We start from the raw sequence: 16,479 nt of genomic DNA, 5'->3' as shown, positions 1-16,479 counted from the left end.
GGGACCCTCGATGCTGGCCAATTTGACGACGCCGCTGATCGGCATCGTCTCGACCACCGCGATCGGCAGGCTCGGCGAGCCCGCACTGCTCGGCGGGGTGGCGATGGCCTCGGTCATCTTCGACTGCATGTTCTGGCTGTTCGCATTCCTGCGCCTGTCCACGGTCGCCTTCACGGCGCAGTCGCTGGGATCAGGCGAAATCGAGGAACTGCCGGCGCTGTTCGCTCGCGGTCTTGTTCTGGCAGCTTTGATTGGGTCAGCATTGATCGCGCTGCAGGTGCCGCTCGCGGCCCTGCTGCTGGATGCTATGGGCGGCAGCCGCGACGTAACGGATGCCGCAAGAACTTATTTCAGCGTTCGCATCTGGTCCTCGCCGCTGGCGCTCGGCAATTACGTCGTGCTCGGCTGGCTGGTCGGACAGGCCCGCGCCAGGCTGGCGCTGGCGGTGCAGATCGTCATAAACTTGGTCAACATGGCGGCGACCGCGCTGTTGGTTCTCGGATTCAATTTCGGCATCGCGGGCGCTGCGCTGGCCGCGGTCATCGCGGAGGGCTCCGGCCTGCTGCTCGGGATTCTGGTTGCGCGGCGCCTGATGCGTGGGCGGCTCACCGTGCCGAGCAAGATGCTGTTCGATCGCGACAAGCTGATGCGCATGCTCGCCGTCAACCGGGACATCATGCTGCGCACTGCCTCGCTGATCACCGCTTTCCTGTTTTTCACCGCCCAAGGCGCCCGCGCCGGCGACGTCACGCTCGCGGCCAATTCGGTGTTGAACAACTTTCTCTTGATGAGCGCCTTCTTCCTCGACGGTCTCGCCAATGCCGCCGAACAACTCTGCGGACAGGCGTTCGGCGCGCGGGACAAGGGCGCCTTCTCCACGGCAACGCGGCTGGTCGTATCATGGGGATTTGCGTTTGCGCTGGTCGTGATGGTCGTATTCGTGCTGTTCGGCCCGGCGCTGATCGACATGATGAGTGCGAGCCCGGGTGTCCGCAGCATGGCGCGCGACTATCTCGTCTTCGTCATTGCCTCGCCGCTGTTCGCCGTTTTCGCCTTCGCCTTTGACGGAGTCTATATCGGCGCGACCTGGGCGCGCGACATGCGCAATTTGATGCTGGCCTCGCTGGTGATCTTTCTTGGCACGTGGCTCGCATTGCGTGGTTACGGCAATGCCGGCCTGTGGTGCGCGCTGCTCGCGTTTTACGCCGCACGCGGCGGCCTGGAAGCGCTGCGCTATCCGGCGCTGCTGAAGGCATCCTTCAAGCCGTCATAGGACGGGTTCAGCGCCCGTAGGGTGGGTAGCTACCCATCCTACGGGCCGCTCCTTATGCGCCGCCGTCATCGTCCGCGAAAGCGGACGATCCAGTATTCCAGAACGTTGCGATTGAGCTGAAAAAGCGCTGCGCACTGGATACCCCGCCTGCGCGAGAGACGATGAAGGGAAGACAAGCCCTACACCGGCCAGTCCTCGGCGGTGATCGTCGCGGCGTCGGCGCCGACGATTTCGGCGAGCGAGTCGCGCCCGGTGCGCAGCAGCGTCGCGGCGAGATCGTTCTTGATGTCGTCGATCAGGCCGAGGCCCTTGTAGATCAGCGAGGAATAAAGCTGGATCAGGCTGGCGCCGGCGCGGATCTTGGTCAGCGCCGCGCCGCCGGAATCGATGCCACCCACCCCGATCAGCGGAAACGCGCCTTCCGCACGCACATAGGTTTCCGCGACCATGCGCGTCGACAGGCGGAACAGCGGCCGGCCGGACAAGCCGCCGATCTCCTCCCCGCGCGCCTTGTCGCGCAGGCTCTTCGGCCGCGCCACCGTGGTGTTGGCCACGATCATGCCGTCGACGCGGCGCGAGCGCGCGACCTGAACCACCTCGTCAAGCTGGGCGAGGCTCAAATCCGGCGCGATCTTCAGGAGCACCGGGGTGTCGCCCGCCTTCTGCCGCACGCGCTCGCGCGCGTCGATCACCCGCGCAAGCAGGTCGTCGAGGATCGCCGCCTGCTGCAGATTGCGCAGGCCCGGCGTATTGGGCGAAGAGACGTTGATGGTGAAATAGCTTGCGACCGGCGCGAAGGTCTCGATCAGGCGCACATAATCGGCGACACGATCGGGTGAATCCTTGTTGGCCCCGACATTGACCCCGACAATGCCTCCGTGATGGGCGCGCGAAGCAAGCCGGCGCAGCACCGCCGGCGCGCCATCATTGTTGAAGCCCATGCGGTTGATCACGGCTTCGTCGCGATCGAGCCGGAACAGCCGTGGCCGCGGGTTGCCGTCCTGCGGCTTCGGCGTCACCGTGCCGACCTCGACGAAGCCGAAACCGAGCCGCAACAGCGCATCCGGCGCCTCGGCGTTCTTGTCGAAGCCCGCGGCTATCCCGATCGGATTGGGGAAATTGAGGCCGAAAGCGCGCACGGCGAGCTTCGGATCGTCAGTGCGCGGCCGCGTCGGCGGCAGCAGTTTCAAGCCCTGGATCGCCAGGCGATGGGCATCTTCCGGATCGAACCAGCGGAGCAGCGGCAGTGAGAAGGCATCGAAGGCGCGGATCACGGCTCGAGCTCCGGTATTGCGTGAGAGCCGTCCGCCCGCGCGGGCAGCTCGCGGACGCCGCGGACCGCGCCAAGCCGGAGCTCGCCATAGAGATGCGGAAACAGCTCGTCATTGCGCGAACGCTCCCAGCGCAGCGCAGCACCCAGAGCATCGCCATCGACCTCGACCAGCAACAGGTCCTTCTGCCCGGCAAAATGTTTTCGCGCGGTCTCGGCGACCTGGGCGGCGGTGGAGAAGTGAATGAAACCGTCACGCGCATCGTCGGCGCTTCCCCGGTACACCCCGCTTGCCTCGGCCTCGCGCCAGGCCGAAACGGAACAAATCTTATAAATTTTGACCACGAGCTCTGCCGGAGCCTCTCGCCTGAATCTGTTGGTGATTTTCGACCGTATCGACGGCCTCGGCACAACTCAAGGGGCGGCGTTCGGGACGCTCCCGCGAAATCGGAATGCCGGTGTGTGTGGAGGGAGTGACGGGTCTCGGCGGCCCCGCTTGCGCGTGGCAGCCGCGCACGCGCAAGTCAATCCGGCGAGTTAAGCGCCGAGCGAACTGGGCCACACGTCAAGAGACGCGCCCAGCTCGAGAGGCAAAACGTCGATCGCGCCAGCCGGCGGCGCCGCCGGTCTTCAAGAGGCGTAGTCCGGCTCCTTGCGGTCCAGCATGCGCTTGAGGGCGTCGAAATGCCGCTGCGCCGGTCCTGGATTGTATCGTCGCTCGCCGGCAAAAGTCCGCCTGGTCTTCTCGATCACCTGCTCGGGAAGCTTCTTCAGCTTCTCGCCGGTCCACATCGCGTAGATCTGAACCTGCGCCGCGCGCTCGATGTAATAGAGCCGGTCATAGGCTTCCGCGACCGTCTCGCCGATGGTGCTGATGCCGTGATTGGCCATGAACAGCACGGTCTTGTCGCCGATCACTTTCGCCAGACGCTCGCCTTCTTCGGGCTCGAAGGCCGGGCCCGCGTAGGCGTCGTCATACGCGATCTGACCCATCATCCCGACTTCGGTCTGCCCGATCTCCTTGATGCGCGGGTCCTCCAGCCGCGTCAGCGCGCTCGCAAAGGGCATGTGGGTGTGGAACACGGCCTTGGCCTGCGGCAGGGCCTTGTGGATCGGCGCATGAATGCAATAGCAGGAGCGCTCGACATCGCCCTCGCCGCGCTTGACCTGGCCGTCCTCGATGCCGACCTCCATGAAGGAGGACGCCGTGACCTCCGACCAATGCATGCCGAACGGGATCTGATAATAGCGGTCGCTGCGGCCCGGCACGACCAGTGTGAGATGATTGAAGATCCCCTCACTGAAGCCGTGGATAAAGGCGAGCCGATGCGCCGCCGCCAGATCGACCCGCGCCTGCCACTCCTCGGCGCTGCAATCGGCAAGCGTCTGCGGCGAAACCCTGAACTGCATGGCGTCCTCTCCTGTTGATATGGCTGTCGCCTCCTTTGCCGGTTCAAATGAGCCGGTGGACGACTATCCTTGTGGCGGTATTGTAGCTCAGTCCGGACAGCGGGCCGTTGAAATTGCCGCAGATCGCCCATCTCGCTTTGCAGTTTCAGTCCGCGGCGCGACTTCGATTAATCTTCCAGCGAGGATGGTTTCATGCCGCCAAACGTTGCCAATATCGAGCGTAAGAGCATTGCCATCGTCGGTCTCGGCAGCATCGGCGGCGTCATCGCCGGCGTGCTCAGCGTGGTCGATCGCTATGACATCATCGCCTGCGTCAGGCATCCGATCGAGCGCTTGACTGTCGAGCGACCGGAGGGCGGCATCGAGGTACCCATCTCCACGCTGACCGATCCGGCCCTGGCGAGACCGGTGGACTGGGTCCTCTTGTGCACCAAGACGCAGGACACGGCAGCGAGCGGTGCGTGGCTGACGCGACTTTGCGGCGAGAGGACACGGGTTGCGGCGTTGCAGAACGGCATCGGCCATGCCGAGCGTCTCGCGCCCTTCGTCGGCGATGCGACCGTCGTTCCGACCATCGTCTATTACAATGGCGAGCGGCTCGCGCCTGACCGTGTCCGGTACCGGCGCGGCGGCGATTACGATTTCGCGGTCAGCGACGATGCCGCCGGCCAATCGTTCGCCGCGCTCCTGGACGGCACGTCGATGCGAGTGCTCTGCAGCGGCGACTTCAAAACGCTGGCGTGGCGGAAGCTCCTGGTGAACGCGGTGGCCAACCCTGTCTCAGCGCTCGCCGTGCAGCGCAATGCGGTGTTTCGGCGCGAGGACGTGCAATCGCTGTGCCTGGCGCTGCTTGAAGAGGCTGCCGCCGTCGGGCGGGCCGACGGCGCGCAACTCGCCGCGGACGAGCCGGCGCAATCGATCGCGCGCTTGCTCGCCATTCCGCCGGACGCCGGCTCCTCGATGTATTTCGATCGCGTCGCGGGACGACCGCTGGAGGTGGAAGCGCTCACGGGCGCCGTTGTCGCGCTCGGCGAGCGGCACGGCGTGCCGACGCCGCTATTGCGCATGCTGCTCACGCTGACGCGCGCGGCGAGCGGAGGCATGCCGGCAGTATCGTAGTCCTAACGTGGTCGTCCCGGCTCGCGCTTCCGCCTTCGCTCTTCGAGCTACGGCGGACAAGTCGCTTGGCCGGGACGACGGCGGAGTGAATTACGCCGATCTTGCCAGTGCGCCGTCGATCATGTTGACGGCGTTGCCAATCCCGTAGACAGCGACAAAGGAGCCGAAGCGCGGGCCCTTCTCCTGGCCGAGCAGCACCTGGTAGAGCATGTTGAACCAGTCGAGCGACACGCCGGGCCGGCCGTCCTTGCCCTTTTTCACGGGATCGAGGAACGGCTCGCGACGGCCGATCTCGTAGACGACGTTCTGGATGTCTTCCGCGGACGAGTCTGCCGGCAGGTTCGACAGCGCATCGCGCAGGTCCTGCAATGCTGCGCGCTCGCTCTCGGTCGGCTCGCGGAACTTCTTCGCGGGTGCGACGAAGTCGCGATAGTAGTTGATGGCATAGCCCACCATGGCATCGAGCCTGGGATGCGTCTGCGGCGTCACGCCCGGGCGATAACGGCCGATGAAGCCCCACAGCGTCTCCGCATTCTCCGCATTCGAGGACGACACCAGCGTCAGCAGGAGCTGGAAAGTGACGGGCATATCCGCCTTGGGCGGACGACCGGCATGGATGTGCCAGACCGGATTGCCGAGCCGTTGCTTCACCTCCTGCTTGGGAAAGGCCTCCAGGAACTGGTAATACTCATCGACATTGCGCGGGATGACGTCGAAATAGAGCCGCTTCGCCGCCTTCGGCTCGCGATACATGAACAGCGACAGGGATTCCGGCGGCGCATAGCGCAGCCATTCCTCGATCGTCAGGCCATTGCCCTTCGACTTCGAGATCTTCTGGCCCTTCTCGTCCAGGAACAGCTCGTAGTTGAAACCCTCCGGCGGCGTGCCGCCGAGCGCACCGCAGATCTTGCCCGACAGCTTGACCGAGTCGATCAGGTCCTTGCCGGCCATTTCATAGTCGACACCGAGCGCGTACCAGCGCATCGCCCAGTCCGGCTTCCATTGCAGCTTGCAATGCCCGCCGGTCACCGGCAGCGTAACGCGCTCCTTGGTCTCCGGATCGTCGTAGGAGATGGTGCCGGCCTTCGCATCATGCGCGATGATCGGCACGTAAAGCACCGCGCCGGTGCGCGGGCAGATCGGCAGGAACGGCGAATAGCTCGCCGCGCGCTCCTCGCGCAATGACGGCAGCATGATCGCCATCACCTTGTCGATCCGCTCCAGCATGCGCAGCAGCGCCGCGTCGAAGCGGCCCGAGGTGTAGTAATCGGTCGAGCTCGCGAACTCGTAGTCGAAGCCGAACTGATCGAGGAATGCGCGCAGCCGTGCATTGTTGTGCGCGCCGAAGCTGGCATGAGTGCCGAACGGATCGGGCACGCGCGTCAACGGCTTGCCGAGATTCTTCTCCAGCATCTCCTTGTTCGGCACATTGTCCGGCACCTTGCGCAGGCCGTCCATGTCATCGGAGAACGCGAGCAGGCGCGTCTTGATCTTGTCCTCGGTGAGCACGCGGAAGGCGTGGCGCACCATGGTGGTACGCGCGACCTCGCCGAACGTGCCGATATGCGGCAGGCCGGAGGGACCATAGCCGGTCTCGAACAGCACCTCGTCCTTCGGCGTCTTTTTCAGCCGCGCGACAATCGCTTTCGCCTGTTCGAACGGCCAGGCGGTGGATTGTTCGGCAACCGCGCGCAGGTCACCCGCGCTGATTGGGGCGGCAAGATCGATCGTGGACATTTTGAGTACGGTTCTCCAAAGGCCGCGGAAATTAGCCGTTCCGCGCCAAAATGCAAAATGACGGCCTGTAGCATTCCGGGGCGATGCGCCAGCATCGAACCCCGGAATCTCCAGATTCCGGGCTCGCGTCTTCGACGCGCCCCCGGAATGACGGTGTAACTTTCAGTCAGCCCGAATTTGTAGGGTGGGCAAAGGCGCATTTGCGCCGTGCCCACCATTTCCGGGTGTGGTGGGCACACTTTGATTTGCCCACCCTACAAGACTACGGCGCGCCCCGGAATGACGGTGAAAGAATCTAAAACGGGCTGATCGAAAAATAGCGCAGCCACAGGTCGGTGTAGCGGCCTTTCTCCCAGACCCGGAATAGCGCCCAGTTCAACGCCTGCCTGAGCAGATCGTTGCCCTTGCGCACCGCAATGCCGATGCCCTCGCCGAAATAGCGGCTTTCGACGAAGGGACCGCCCGAAAACGCGCAGCAATCGGCGGAATCAGTGCCGTTGATCCAGAAGGCGAGCGAGATGGCGTCGCCGAAGATGAAATCGACCTCGCCGCGCCGCAAGCCCGCGCGCAGCGCCTCGTCGTTCGGATAGGTGTGCAGTTCGGCGTCGGTGAACATCGCCTTCAGATAGGCTTCGTGCGCCGTGCCGGCGACGACGCCAACCTTCCGGCCCTCGAGATATTCGGGGCGGATTTCCGACAGCACCTGATCCTTGCGCGAGACGAAGCGCGCCGGCGCGCGGTAATAGGGATCGGTGAAGTCGACCCGGGCGCGCGTCTCCGGCGTGACCGCGATGGAGGCGATGATGGCGTCGCCCCGGTTGCTGGCGAGCGCGTCAAGCAGGGTGTCGAACCGCCGCATCTGGATGGTGCAGGTGACTTTGATCTCCTCGCACAGCGAGCGGGCGAGATCGACATTGAAGCCGGCGGGATTGCCGTCGGCCCCGGTGAAGTTGAACGGCGGATAGTCGGTTTCGGTCAGAAAGCGGATCACCGAGATGCGGGACAGGTCGGGCCGCTCCGGGCGACGCCGCGGGTCCCAGAAGCCGGGCACGGCTTGGGGCGCGGCCGCGGTTCCAGGCTTGGGCGGTGTCGTGGCCGGCGCGGGCTGGGCGGCCTGGGCCCCGCCGGACAGGAGCAAGGCCAACACGGTCAGCACCGCCCACCGGCTAGGCCGGCTGGCAGCTAGTGCTCGAGGGGATAAAGGAGCGGTCTGCACCAGGATTGGCCAAAAACATTGCGGTTGGGGTGGGCTTATAGACCTGCCTTGCGGCTAATTCGAGCGCCGTTTGTACCCGGGCAACGGGCTAAAAAGATCGCTAAAGATAGCGCTTCAGGTCGGCGGCCGCCTCTTCCGGCGTCCGCTTCAGGTTGAAGGGGCCGACGAACTTGCCGTCGCGGTCCATCAGATAGACCAGCGCGGTGTGATCCATGGTGTAATCGCCGTCCTTGAGCGGGACCTTTTTGGCGTAGACGCGGTATTCGGAGGTGACCTTCGCCACTGCCTGCGGCTCGCCGGTGAGGCCCTTGAGGTGCGGATCGAAGCTCGACAGGTAGTCCTTCATGGCCTGGACGTTGTCGCGCTCGGGATCGACCGAGATGAAATAGGCGTTAACCCGGTCGGCGTCCTTGCCCATGGCGCGCAGCACCTCGGAAATCTCAAACAGCGAGGTGGGGCAGACGTCGGGACAATGGGTGAAGCCGAAGAAGATCAGGGAGGGGCGGCCCTGCAGGCTCTTTTCGGTCACGGTCGCGCCGCTCTGGTCGGTCAACTGGAAGGGGCCGCCGATCGCAACCGGCGTGGCCACGCCGCGAACGCCCCCAAGGGCCCAGAACATCAAAAGAAGTCCGATCACGAGGCTTCCGCCGAAGGCGGAGGCAATCACCAGCGGGCGCTTTGTCCGATCCATCTTGAATTTTCCCCTGAACCCCGCTCAGAAACAGCCGGCGATACCGGCCGCGATTGTCTCGAAGAACACCGCGGTCCCATAGCGGAACCACAGCGCCAGCGCGGCAACGAGAACAAGGACGGCAATTGCGCCGCCCGCAACCACCGCAAGACGCCCGCCTCGGCGGGCGGACAGCGCGGCGGGGAGCTCATCGGGGCTGGAAAGTGGCAGGGCCATGGCGAGGACATAGGCCCCGCCCGCCGAGACGGCAAGCGCTGCTTGAAGCGACGCCGATCACTTTAAGGCATGCTCCAGAGCCGGAGGGCCGCGTTAGCGTCGCGTGGAAATGGCTGCGTCAGCTAACAAACACGACGCGCTTGCGCGCAGATCATGCTCGAGCAAGAGGATGAGATCATGATCCGATTTCGTCCAATCGGATCATGATCTGGTCGCGAGCAGGAGTCAGTAGCGAGAGAGGGAGTTCGAGCGCAGCGCTGCAGGCGTCGCCGGTGCCGGCGCCGGTACCGCCCTGCCCGACGCGGCCTGCGCATCCATGTAGCAGGGCCGGTACATGGTCTGCAGTTCCCGGCCGCGCAGGAAAATCATCCGCGGCGTCAGCCCGCCGCGGCGGGCAATCCAGCGCCGGATCTGCGTCGGATACATGGAGTAGAGCATCTGGGTGGCTTCGGGGTTGGTGATCGCCCGGCCGCCGGAACCGAAGTCCCAGGCCGCGTGGAAGCCCAGTGTCGCGTGGGAGGTGACGCAAATCCTGTCGTGGGGAATGGCGCCGAGCACGATGGTGCAAGCGGAGGCGCAGAGACCGTCAATGACCACGGTCTCACCCGAGGACCGCAGGTCCTGATACCTGTCGACGTAAGTTCCAATGCGCCCCCCGCGGTCATCAGCGATACGGACCGCCGCATGGCTTGCCCCCATGGCCGCCAGCAAGAGAACGGCCGCAAGCAACCCCGTCACAATTTTCATGTCCCTGCCCCGGTTCACGATTTGAGTTGAAGCCGAATCTTTTCGTCTTCAGTGATGCAAAATTGAGGCTAGCGTCATGCGACTTCGCGGTTTTGTCTAGGCGGGCCCATCTCGCCAAAGGAAATTCAAATCGGGTGTTGCACGCGCGCTGCACTCAGCCATTCAAACGTCCCGAAAAAGGAACGAGTTAGCGGTTCCCCAAAGCGCTGCGCCAGCGCAGGGATCGCAACCACGTTCGCCGGAACATTCCGGTGCGACCATTTCCAGGACAGCGGGAGGTTGTGCAGAACAACACGGCAAAAAAAAGCCCCGGAGTCTCGCTCCAGGGCTTTTTCTTTGCATTCGAAGAAACGACCGGCGGGGCGGCTTGCCTGCGCCTTAATCGTGATCGTGCTCGTGAATGATCACCTTCCGGTCGGGCTCCTCATGCTCCTTTTTGATGATGGTCGTCCGCTCGCCCGGTTCGTCTTCCCGTTTAATTACGGTGGTGCGGTCGCGATCATGCGACTCGCCGACCGTCACGCCGGGATCCGGGGGTGTCACACCGACACCGACCTGCGCGTCGTCTGCCATTGCCGCTGGGGCTGCAAGCGCGATGCAGGCGGTCGCGGCCAATGCAACTGCCAATCTCATGTCTGATCCTCCGGTAACTGCCCGCGCGATAATTCGAGGCGCCGGACGCCAGTTCCATGATCCGGTGCAGAGACAACGCATGGCAGGGCATGGAACCAGGCTCATGGGAGGCCAAGTCACCCGATCCAAACGCATGACCTCCGGGGTAATCGATTTGCTGGGCTTAAGCTTCGATAGTCGGTCTCGCCGTTGCATCGGCTATGTCAGAAGGAGGACCGAATGACCGACATCAACAACATCGCGAAGGGCTATATCGAGCTTTGGAACGAGCGGACGCCGAGCCGCAGGCGGGAGATGCTGGCGACCACCTGGACGGCTGACGCCACTTACGTCGATCCCTTGATGAGCGGCGAGGGGCATGAGGGCGTCGACGCGCTGATCGCGGGCGTTCAGCAGCGCTTTCCGGAGTTCAGGTTCAAGCTGATCGGGGAGCCGAACGGTTATGGCGATCGCTTGCGCTTTTGTTGGGGGCTCGGACCCGACGGCGTCGATAGCCCGATCAAGGGAACCGACTTCGCCGTGCTGAAGGACGGCCGCATCCAGAGCATCACCGGCTTTTTGGATCAGGTGCCGCAGAGCGCGTGAGGCGGAGAAGCGAGCGGCTGTCCGCGCATCAGCGGGCGGCCGCGCGCCCGCCGCACCGCGTCCACGCGGAGCGCAACGCGCCATCCCCGCCCGAAAGTCTCAAGCTCCCGGGCGCCGGCGCGAAGCGAGATTTTCAGGCCGCTGCCGAAGGGGAAGCAGCGGGTCCGGCCGCTTTCGCAAGCGTGTCGCGAAGCATCTGCTCTTTCTTCTCGTCGAGCGACGTCTTCAGCACCACGCCCCCGTCATCCTTGATTTCGTTCAACACCTTGTCTGCGGTCATTTGCTTGATCAGCACGAACAGAACCGCATCTCCCGGCTTCACGCTGGATGCAAGTTCCTTCATGAATTGATCCTGGATGCCGAAATCGGTGAGCGCGCCGCCGATTGCGCCGCCCGCAGCGCCAAGAGCGACGCCAATGAGCGGATTCATGAACAACAATCCGACCAACAGGCCCCAGAAGCTTCCCGTGGCGGCGCCCATCGCGGTCGTGTTGACCATCTGATTGAGCTTGACGGAATCCGCATCCGTCTTCACCGCGATGACGGCGTCACCGATCGAGATCAGATATTCGCGCTGCAGCTTGAGCAGTTTCTGCCGAACTTCTTCGGCCTTGGCTTCGGACGGGTACACAATCGCAACAAGGTCTGACATGTCTACGCTCCCGTGACGATTTCGATTTGCTTCCCCTGATTGGCTCCCCCCGAACAACAACCTCCGTGCCCTTCGCGCGGCGAAGTTAACACGGGCCACGGCAGCGACTTCGCCAATTGCCGCCACGCACATTCACAATTAGGAGATGAGTGCACTTATTCGATTCAATCAGTGAGCAATGCTGTCCTATGATGTCGCTCACCGGCGCCGACATCCGCGCGTCACAGGGATTGCGAACGATACGCCGGCAAGCTCGCCGCCGGGATCAGGAGGAACTGCAGCTACGCGTCTCCGCCGCCCCGGCAAATCCGGTTACACTTACGACGTCCGATCGATGGCGGACGGCCCGCGCAAGAGGAACAAGCCGGGCGCGCAAGATGGCCGACAAGGGTCCCGCGGAGAATTGCGATGTCGCAGGAGAGTGGCCATGCCACGACACGGCCTCCGGTTCTGATCGATCTTGCGCTGCAGGGCGGCGGCTCACACGGCGCCTTCACCTGGGGCGTGCTCGACCGCCTGCTTGAGGAGCCCTGGCTTCGCATCGAAGCCATTTCGGGGACATCGGCCGGCGCGATGAATGCCGCCGTGCTCGCCGATGGCTGGACCGCTGGCGGCGCGGCGGGCGCAAGGGCAGCGCTCGACGCATATTGGCGCAGGGTCTCGCGCGCGGCGGCATTCAGCCCGTTGCAGCGTTCGCCGGTGGATCGGCTGTTCGGCCGGTGGTCGCTCGAAAACTCGCCGGCCTATCTGGCGTTCGATTTGATGACGCGGCTGTTCTCGCCCTATCATCTCAATCCGCTCGATCTCAACCCGCTCCGCGGCATTCTCGCCGAGAGTATCGATTTTGATCGCCTGATCCGCTCGCCGATAAAGCTCTTCGTCACCGCCACCAGCGTGCGAACGGGCCGCGGACGCATTTTCCGCAATGCCGAGATCTCCGCCGACGTGCTTCTGGCGTCGGCGTGCTTGCCGACCATGTTCCAGGCCGTCGAGATCGAGGGCGAGTATTACTGGGATGGCGGCTATGCCGGCAATCCGACCATCACGCCGCTGGTGCGCGAAAGCGACGCGCATGACACCATCCTGGTGCAGATCAATCCGCGCGAGCGGACCGATGTCCCGCGCACCGCGCACGACGTGCTCAATCGGCTCAACGAAATCTCGTTCAATTCACCACTGATGAAGGAACTGCGGATGATCGCGCTGCTTCGGCAGGTCGCCGATCCCGGTCACGGCGAAGGCGCGCGCTGGGCAGAGATGCGCATCCATCGGATCTGGACCGACAAGCTCGCCGTGTTCGGCGCGTCATCGAAGCTGAATGCGGAATGGGCCTTTGTTTCCATGCTCAAGGACGTCGGACGCCGCAGCGCCGATCAATTCCTCGACCATCACGCCGCGGACGTCGGGACGCGATCGACCGCCGATCTCGATATTCTCCTGCAAGAGTGCTGAACCCATGATCGCCTTTGGCCTGGTTGGCATCCTGATCGGTCTCGGCCTTCTGATCTGGCTCTCCTATCGCGGCTGGAGTGTGCTGATCCTGGCGCCGCTCGCGGGCATGATCGCCGCGCTTTTCTCTGGAGAACCGCTGCTCGCGCACCTGACGCAGACCTTCATGGCCAGCGCCGCCGGCTTCGTCGCCCAATTCTTTCCGCTGTTCCTGCTCGGCGCGCTGTTCGGCAAGCTGATGGAGGACAGCGGCTCGGTCGCGGTGATCGGGCGCTATGTCACGGAACGGCTCGGTACGCGGCGCACCGTGCTTGCGGTGGTGCTTGCCGGCGCATTCGTGACCTATGGCGGCGTCAGCCTGTTCGTCGCCTTCTTCGTGCTTGCCCCGATGGCGCAAGAGCTGTTTCGGTCCGCCGGCATTCCGAGGCGCCTGATGCCCGCGGCCATCGTGCTGGGCACATCCACCTTCACCATGTCGGCGCTTCCAGGAACGCCGTCGATCCAGAACGCGATCCCGATGCCGTTCTTCGGGACCACGCCGTTCGCGGCGCCCGGGCTTGGCATTATCGCCTCGCTGATCATGCTCGGCTTCGGAGTCTGGTGGCTTGGCCGGGAAGAAGCGCGCGCTCAGGGGCGCGAGGGATTCGGGGATGGCGAACCGCCTTCAGGCGAACGGCTGGCGACCGACCTGCAGCTCCGCGAGCGCGCCACGACGGCGCGCGAATTTGACCCGCCGGAGATCACGCGCGGCAAGCCGAGCGAGGCATCGCTGAGCATTCTGCCGGCGGCACTGCCGATCCTCGTGGTGGTGTCGGTCAATCTCTTGATGTCGACACTGGTGCTGCCGTGGCTTGATACGTCCTTTCTTGCCGAGGCCCGCTGGGGCGAGACGTCGCTTGCGGCCATCGGGGGCGTCTGGTCGGTGGTGACGGCCCTGGCCTGTGCGATTGTGACGGTGCTCGCGATCAACTATCGCCGCCTGCCCACGATCCGCGAGTCGATCGACGCGGGCGCGAATGCATCGGTGCTTCCCGCCATGAGCGTGGCGAGCCTGGTCGGGTTCGGCGCCGTAGTGGCGGCGGTGCCGGCCTTTGCGGTCGTGCGCGACGCGGTGCTGGGGATCGAAGGCGGCCCCTTGGTGTCGCTCGCAATCTCGACCAACCTGCTGGCGGCACTGACCGGCTCGGCGTCGGGCGGCCTGACCATCGCGCTCGACGCGCTGGCGCGAACCTATCTCGAGCGCGCGGCGGACATCGGCATGTCGCCTGCCCTGTTGCATCGCGTGGCCGTGATCGGCGCCGGAACGCTCGACAGCCTCCCGCACAATGGCGCGGTGATCACATTGCTCGCCGTCTGCGGATCGAGCCATCGCGAAGCTTACCGCGATATCGTCATCGTCGGCATTGTCGGACCGATCATCGGCCTTGTCGCGGTGATGCTTCTCGGCTCGGTGTTTGGATCGTTCTGAGATGATCCGTTGCCATCAGTTCGGCGGCGTCGAAGCGCGGTCGTCGCCCTGGCTCAGCCAAAAGGCAAGGCCAAGCCCGATCAGCAAGACCGCCGCCAGCACGAAGAAAATGACGGATTGCTGCAGCCAGGAAATGGCCGGCACCGTGACCGCCATGGCAATGCCGAGAAAGCAGATTCGAAGCGAGAGCAGGCTGACGCCCGCCAGGACCGTGCCGAGCGCAAGCAGGGTCAGAAGCACCAGGCTGGTCGCGGGGGTCGGCAACAATTGCTGGACGCGCGACACCAGCACGATGTTCATGGCGATGAGGACCGCTACCCAATGAACGGCCTGGGTCCAGATCAGGTGAAAGCGCGCGTCTCTGCTGTGGAGCTCTGGCCATTTGGTCACGACGCAGACCACGCCGATGGCAAGCGCCAGAAACTCCCAATAGCCGACCAGCGGCTGGTGCGAGATATTCGTGTAGGCGACGCCCGCGATCGCAAGCACCAGCGCGACAATGAAGGGAAGCTGCCGCCACAGCAGCTTGATCAAGCCCGAATGGGTCGAGGACGCGGTCTCATTCCGATGCACATCAAGGTCGCTCATGGGCCACCCAATCACATCTCAAACCGGACGCTTTCGCAACGCTGAAAGGCTCCACGTCCCGGACTCCTATCTCTGGTGGCGGCCCGGCCAAAGCGTCCATGCGATGCCGCCCGACTTCACCGGCATGCCCTCCACGGGCGCGCCCAGCCTGTCCCCGAGGCAGTCCTCGACATAGAATCGAAGAACGGCGACGCGGCCGATCGCGACCAGCGGCATGGCAAGCGCAATTCCCATGACGCCGAACAAGGCACCCAGCAGCACGATGGCCACCAGCGTCCAGGCCGGCGGAAGCTCGACCGCCTGACGCTGGATCAGCGGGCCGATCACATAACCTTCGAGCGACTGCACCGCCGTATAGATGCCGACCGCCCAGACCATCACTGAAAGACCGAGAGGCATCGCCACCAGGCCAATCGGGACCGCGGCGACGATCGGCCCCAGATAGGGAATGAAATTCGAGAGGCCCGCTTGCAGCCCGAGCACGAAGGGACCCGGTAGCCCGATCAGATAGAGGATTGGCCACACGCACAGGGTCATGAGAACGATGCGGATCACCTGTCCGACGAACCACAGGCGCAGGACGTTCCCCATCTCGTTCATCACGTCCCGCACGCGGGCGCGGTACGGCCGCCGTATGAGCAGGACCAGGCTTTCGCGGTAGCTTGCGGGATCGAAGGCGAAGAGGATGCCGAGGAAGAGGATGACGAGAGCATCCGTCAGAAAATTCGATGCGGTCCCGATCACCATTTGTGCGTGACTGAAGAACCTGCCCTGATCGGAAAAGAACCAGCGCGTGAAGTCGCGGCCGCCTTCGGGGCCGAACAGGTCCACGCCGAACGACAGCAGATGCGCCTGTAACACGTCGAGCTGCGTATCCATGACTTTCAGGAGAAGACGCGTCTGCTCGGGCAGCTTGCCCGCTCCCCATACGAGGGCGAAGGCAAGAAGCGCCGTCAACAGCAGGACGACCAGCGTCAGCCGCCAGGGACGATTGACCGGAAGGACGGGAGCAAGCGCGAGGGCGCAGGCATCCAGGAACGATGCGAACAGCACGCCTGCGAAAATGACGAGCAGGCTGGAAACCGCCTTCCAGGCCAGGAACAGGCAGACGCCGGCGGCGAGCAAGGTGAGACCAGCCGTTAGTAAGTTGAGACGACCAGCACGCGCCGCTTCATCGGCTGGATTGTCGCCTGAGGCAGCGTCGCGAATTCGATCCTGTCCTGGTGTGGGATCATTCATCGGTCGCTCAAATCACATGGATGTCCCCGCTATTTCGATGTCCTCAATGCGGCGTCAGCTCAGCCTCAGGTTTGGCATCTTGCCTCCATAAAGCTGCGCGTGTCCATGCAAGCCGGCCAGGAAATCGCAGCTTCGTGAGCGCTACCCTCGCCCGGCGGTTGGAGCAGCGCCACGGCATGGAGCTGA

17 protein-coding genes are annotated in these 16,479 nt (G+C 64.1%); 5 read left to right on the top strand and 12 right to left on the bottom strand.

The window, feature by feature from the left end:
* The first annotated feature begins 10 nt into the window (after positions 1 to 10).
* The gene (locus tag P6U23_RS03230) at positions 11 to 1,273 is read left to right on the top strand and encodes an MATE family efflux transporter (RefSeq protein WP_407181768.1); all 1,263 of its coding nucleotides are present in this window, start codon (positions 11 to 13) and stop codon (positions 1,271 to 1,273) included.
* A gap of 179 nt (positions 1,274 to 1,452) precedes the next feature.
* Here P6U23_RS03230 and P6U23_RS03225 read toward each other — a convergent pair whose 3' ends face one another.
* The 3 genes from P6U23_RS03225 to P6U23_RS03215 form a co-directional block, all read right to left on the bottom strand.
* Positions 1,453 to 2,547 (bottom strand): quinone-dependent dihydroorotate dehydrogenase, encoded by a 1,095-nt coding sequence (locus tag P6U23_RS03225; protein ID WP_407178162.1) that lies wholly within the window; start codon positions 2,545 to 2,547, stop codon positions 1,453 to 1,455.
* Positions 2,544 to 2,888, bottom strand: a complete 345-nt coding sequence (locus tag P6U23_RS03220) for a DUF952 domain-containing protein (RefSeq protein WP_407178161.1) — start codon at positions 2,886 to 2,888, stop codon at positions 2,544 to 2,546. The genes P6U23_RS03225 and P6U23_RS03220 overlap by 4 nt, the downstream gene beginning before the upstream one ends.
* 285 nt (positions 2,889 to 3,173) lie before the next feature.
* Positions 3,174 to 3,953 (bottom strand): class II aldolase/adducin family protein, encoded by a 780-nt coding sequence (locus tag P6U23_RS03215; protein ID WP_407178160.1) that lies wholly within the window; start codon positions 3,951 to 3,953, stop codon positions 3,174 to 3,176.
* A gap of 192 nt (positions 3,954 to 4,145) precedes the next feature.
* Between P6U23_RS03215 and P6U23_RS03210 the strand changes: the two genes are divergently transcribed.
* On the top strand, positions 4,146 to 5,072 hold the full coding sequence (locus tag P6U23_RS03210) for a 2-dehydropantoate 2-reductase (protein ID WP_407178159.1): 927 nt from the start codon (positions 4,146 to 4,148) through the stop codon (positions 5,070 to 5,072).
* 90 nt (positions 5,073 to 5,162) lie between these two features.
* Here P6U23_RS03210 and P6U23_RS03205 read toward each other — a convergent pair whose 3' ends face one another.
* The 6 genes from P6U23_RS03205 to P6U23_RS03180 all read right to left on the bottom strand — a co-directional run bounded on the left by P6U23_RS03205 (position 5,163) and on the right by P6U23_RS03180 (position 10,312).
* Entirely contained in the window at positions 5,163 to 6,809 is a 1,647-nt protein-coding gene (locus tag P6U23_RS03205; protein ID WP_407178158.1) for a lysine--tRNA ligase, read from the bottom strand.
* Between the two features lie 295 nt (positions 6,810 to 7,104).
* Positions 7,105 to 7,965 carry a transporter substrate-binding domain-containing protein gene (locus P6U23_RS03200; protein ID WP_407178157.1) on the bottom strand — a complete coding sequence of 287 codons (861 nt, stop codon included), beginning with the start codon at positions 7,963 to 7,965 and terminating at the stop codon, positions 7,105 to 7,107.
* 160 nt (positions 7,966 to 8,125) lie between these two features.
* Complete coding sequence (locus P6U23_RS03195; RefSeq protein WP_407178156.1) at positions 8,126 to 8,716, bottom strand: SCO family protein; 591 nt, start codon at positions 8,714 to 8,716, stop codon at positions 8,126 to 8,128.
* 24 nt (positions 8,717 to 8,740) lie between these two features.
* Positions 8,741 to 8,932 (bottom strand): hypothetical protein, encoded by a 192-nt coding sequence (locus P6U23_RS03190; protein ID WP_407178155.1) that lies wholly within the window; start codon positions 8,930 to 8,932, stop codon positions 8,741 to 8,743.
* A 225-nt stretch (positions 8,933 to 9,157) separates the two neighbouring features.
* Positions 9,158 to 9,679 carry a hypothetical protein gene (locus tag P6U23_RS03185; RefSeq protein WP_407178154.1) on the bottom strand — a complete coding sequence of 174 codons (522 nt, stop codon included), beginning with the start codon at positions 9,677 to 9,679 and terminating at the stop codon, positions 9,158 to 9,160.
* Between the two features lie 378 nt (positions 9,680 to 10,057).
* Positions 10,058 to 10,312, bottom strand: coding sequence for a hypothetical protein (locus P6U23_RS03180; RefSeq protein ID WP_407178153.1), 255 nt, complete (start codon positions 10,310 to 10,312; stop codon positions 10,058 to 10,060).
* A gap of 219 nt (positions 10,313 to 10,531) precedes the next feature.
* On the opposite strand from P6U23_RS03180, the gene P6U23_RS03175 reads away from it, so the two are divergent.
* Positions 10,532 to 10,897: a nuclear transport factor 2 family protein gene (locus P6U23_RS03175; protein ID WP_407178152.1), complete on the top strand. Its 366-nt coding sequence runs from the start codon at positions 10,532 to 10,534 to the stop codon at positions 10,895 to 10,897.
* Between the two features lie 133 nt (positions 10,898 to 11,030).
* On the opposite strand, the gene P6U23_RS03170 is transcribed toward P6U23_RS03175, so the two are convergent.
* Entirely contained in the window at positions 11,031 to 11,549 is a 519-nt protein-coding gene (locus P6U23_RS03170; protein ID WP_407181767.1) for a DUF1269 domain-containing protein, read from the bottom strand.
* A 408-nt stretch (positions 11,550 to 11,957) separates the two neighbouring features.
* Here P6U23_RS03170 and P6U23_RS03165 point away from each other — a divergent pair, with 408 nt between their 5' ends.
* Positions 11,958 to 13,001, top strand: coding sequence for a patatin-like phospholipase family protein (locus tag P6U23_RS03165; protein WP_407178151.1), 1,044 nt, complete (start codon positions 11,958 to 11,960; stop codon positions 12,999 to 13,001).
* Positions 13,002 to 13,005: 4 nt separating this feature from the next.
* Positions 13,006 to 14,466: a GntP family permease gene (locus tag P6U23_RS03160; protein WP_407178150.1), complete on the top strand. Its 1,461-nt coding sequence runs from the start codon at positions 13,006 to 13,008 to the stop codon at positions 14,464 to 14,466.
* Positions 14,467 to 14,481: 15 nt separating this feature from the next.
* Here P6U23_RS03160 and P6U23_RS03155 read toward each other — a convergent pair whose 3' ends face one another.
* Both P6U23_RS03155 and P6U23_RS03150 read right to left on the bottom strand, forming a co-directional pair.
* On the bottom strand, positions 14,482 to 15,054 hold the full coding sequence (locus P6U23_RS03155; protein ID WP_407178149.1) for a hypothetical protein: 573 nt from the start codon (positions 15,052 to 15,054) through the stop codon (positions 14,482 to 14,484).
* A 66-nt stretch (positions 15,055 to 15,120) separates the two neighbouring features.
* Positions 15,121 to 16,293, bottom strand: a complete 1,173-nt coding sequence (locus P6U23_RS03150) for an AI-2E family transporter (protein ID WP_407178148.1) — start codon at positions 16,291 to 16,293, stop codon at positions 15,121 to 15,123.
* Positions 16,294 to 16,479 lie beyond the last annotated feature (186 nt).

The sequence above is a fragment of the Bradyrhizobium sp. STM 3562 genome (assembly GCF_045571435.1).
In the GTDB taxonomy this organism is placed as follows: domain Bacteria; phylum Pseudomonadota; class Alphaproteobacteria; order Rhizobiales; family Xanthobacteraceae; genus Bradyrhizobium.
Note: the sequence above shows the minus strand (reverse complement) of the source record. Positions and strands in the feature narration are given on the sequence as shown.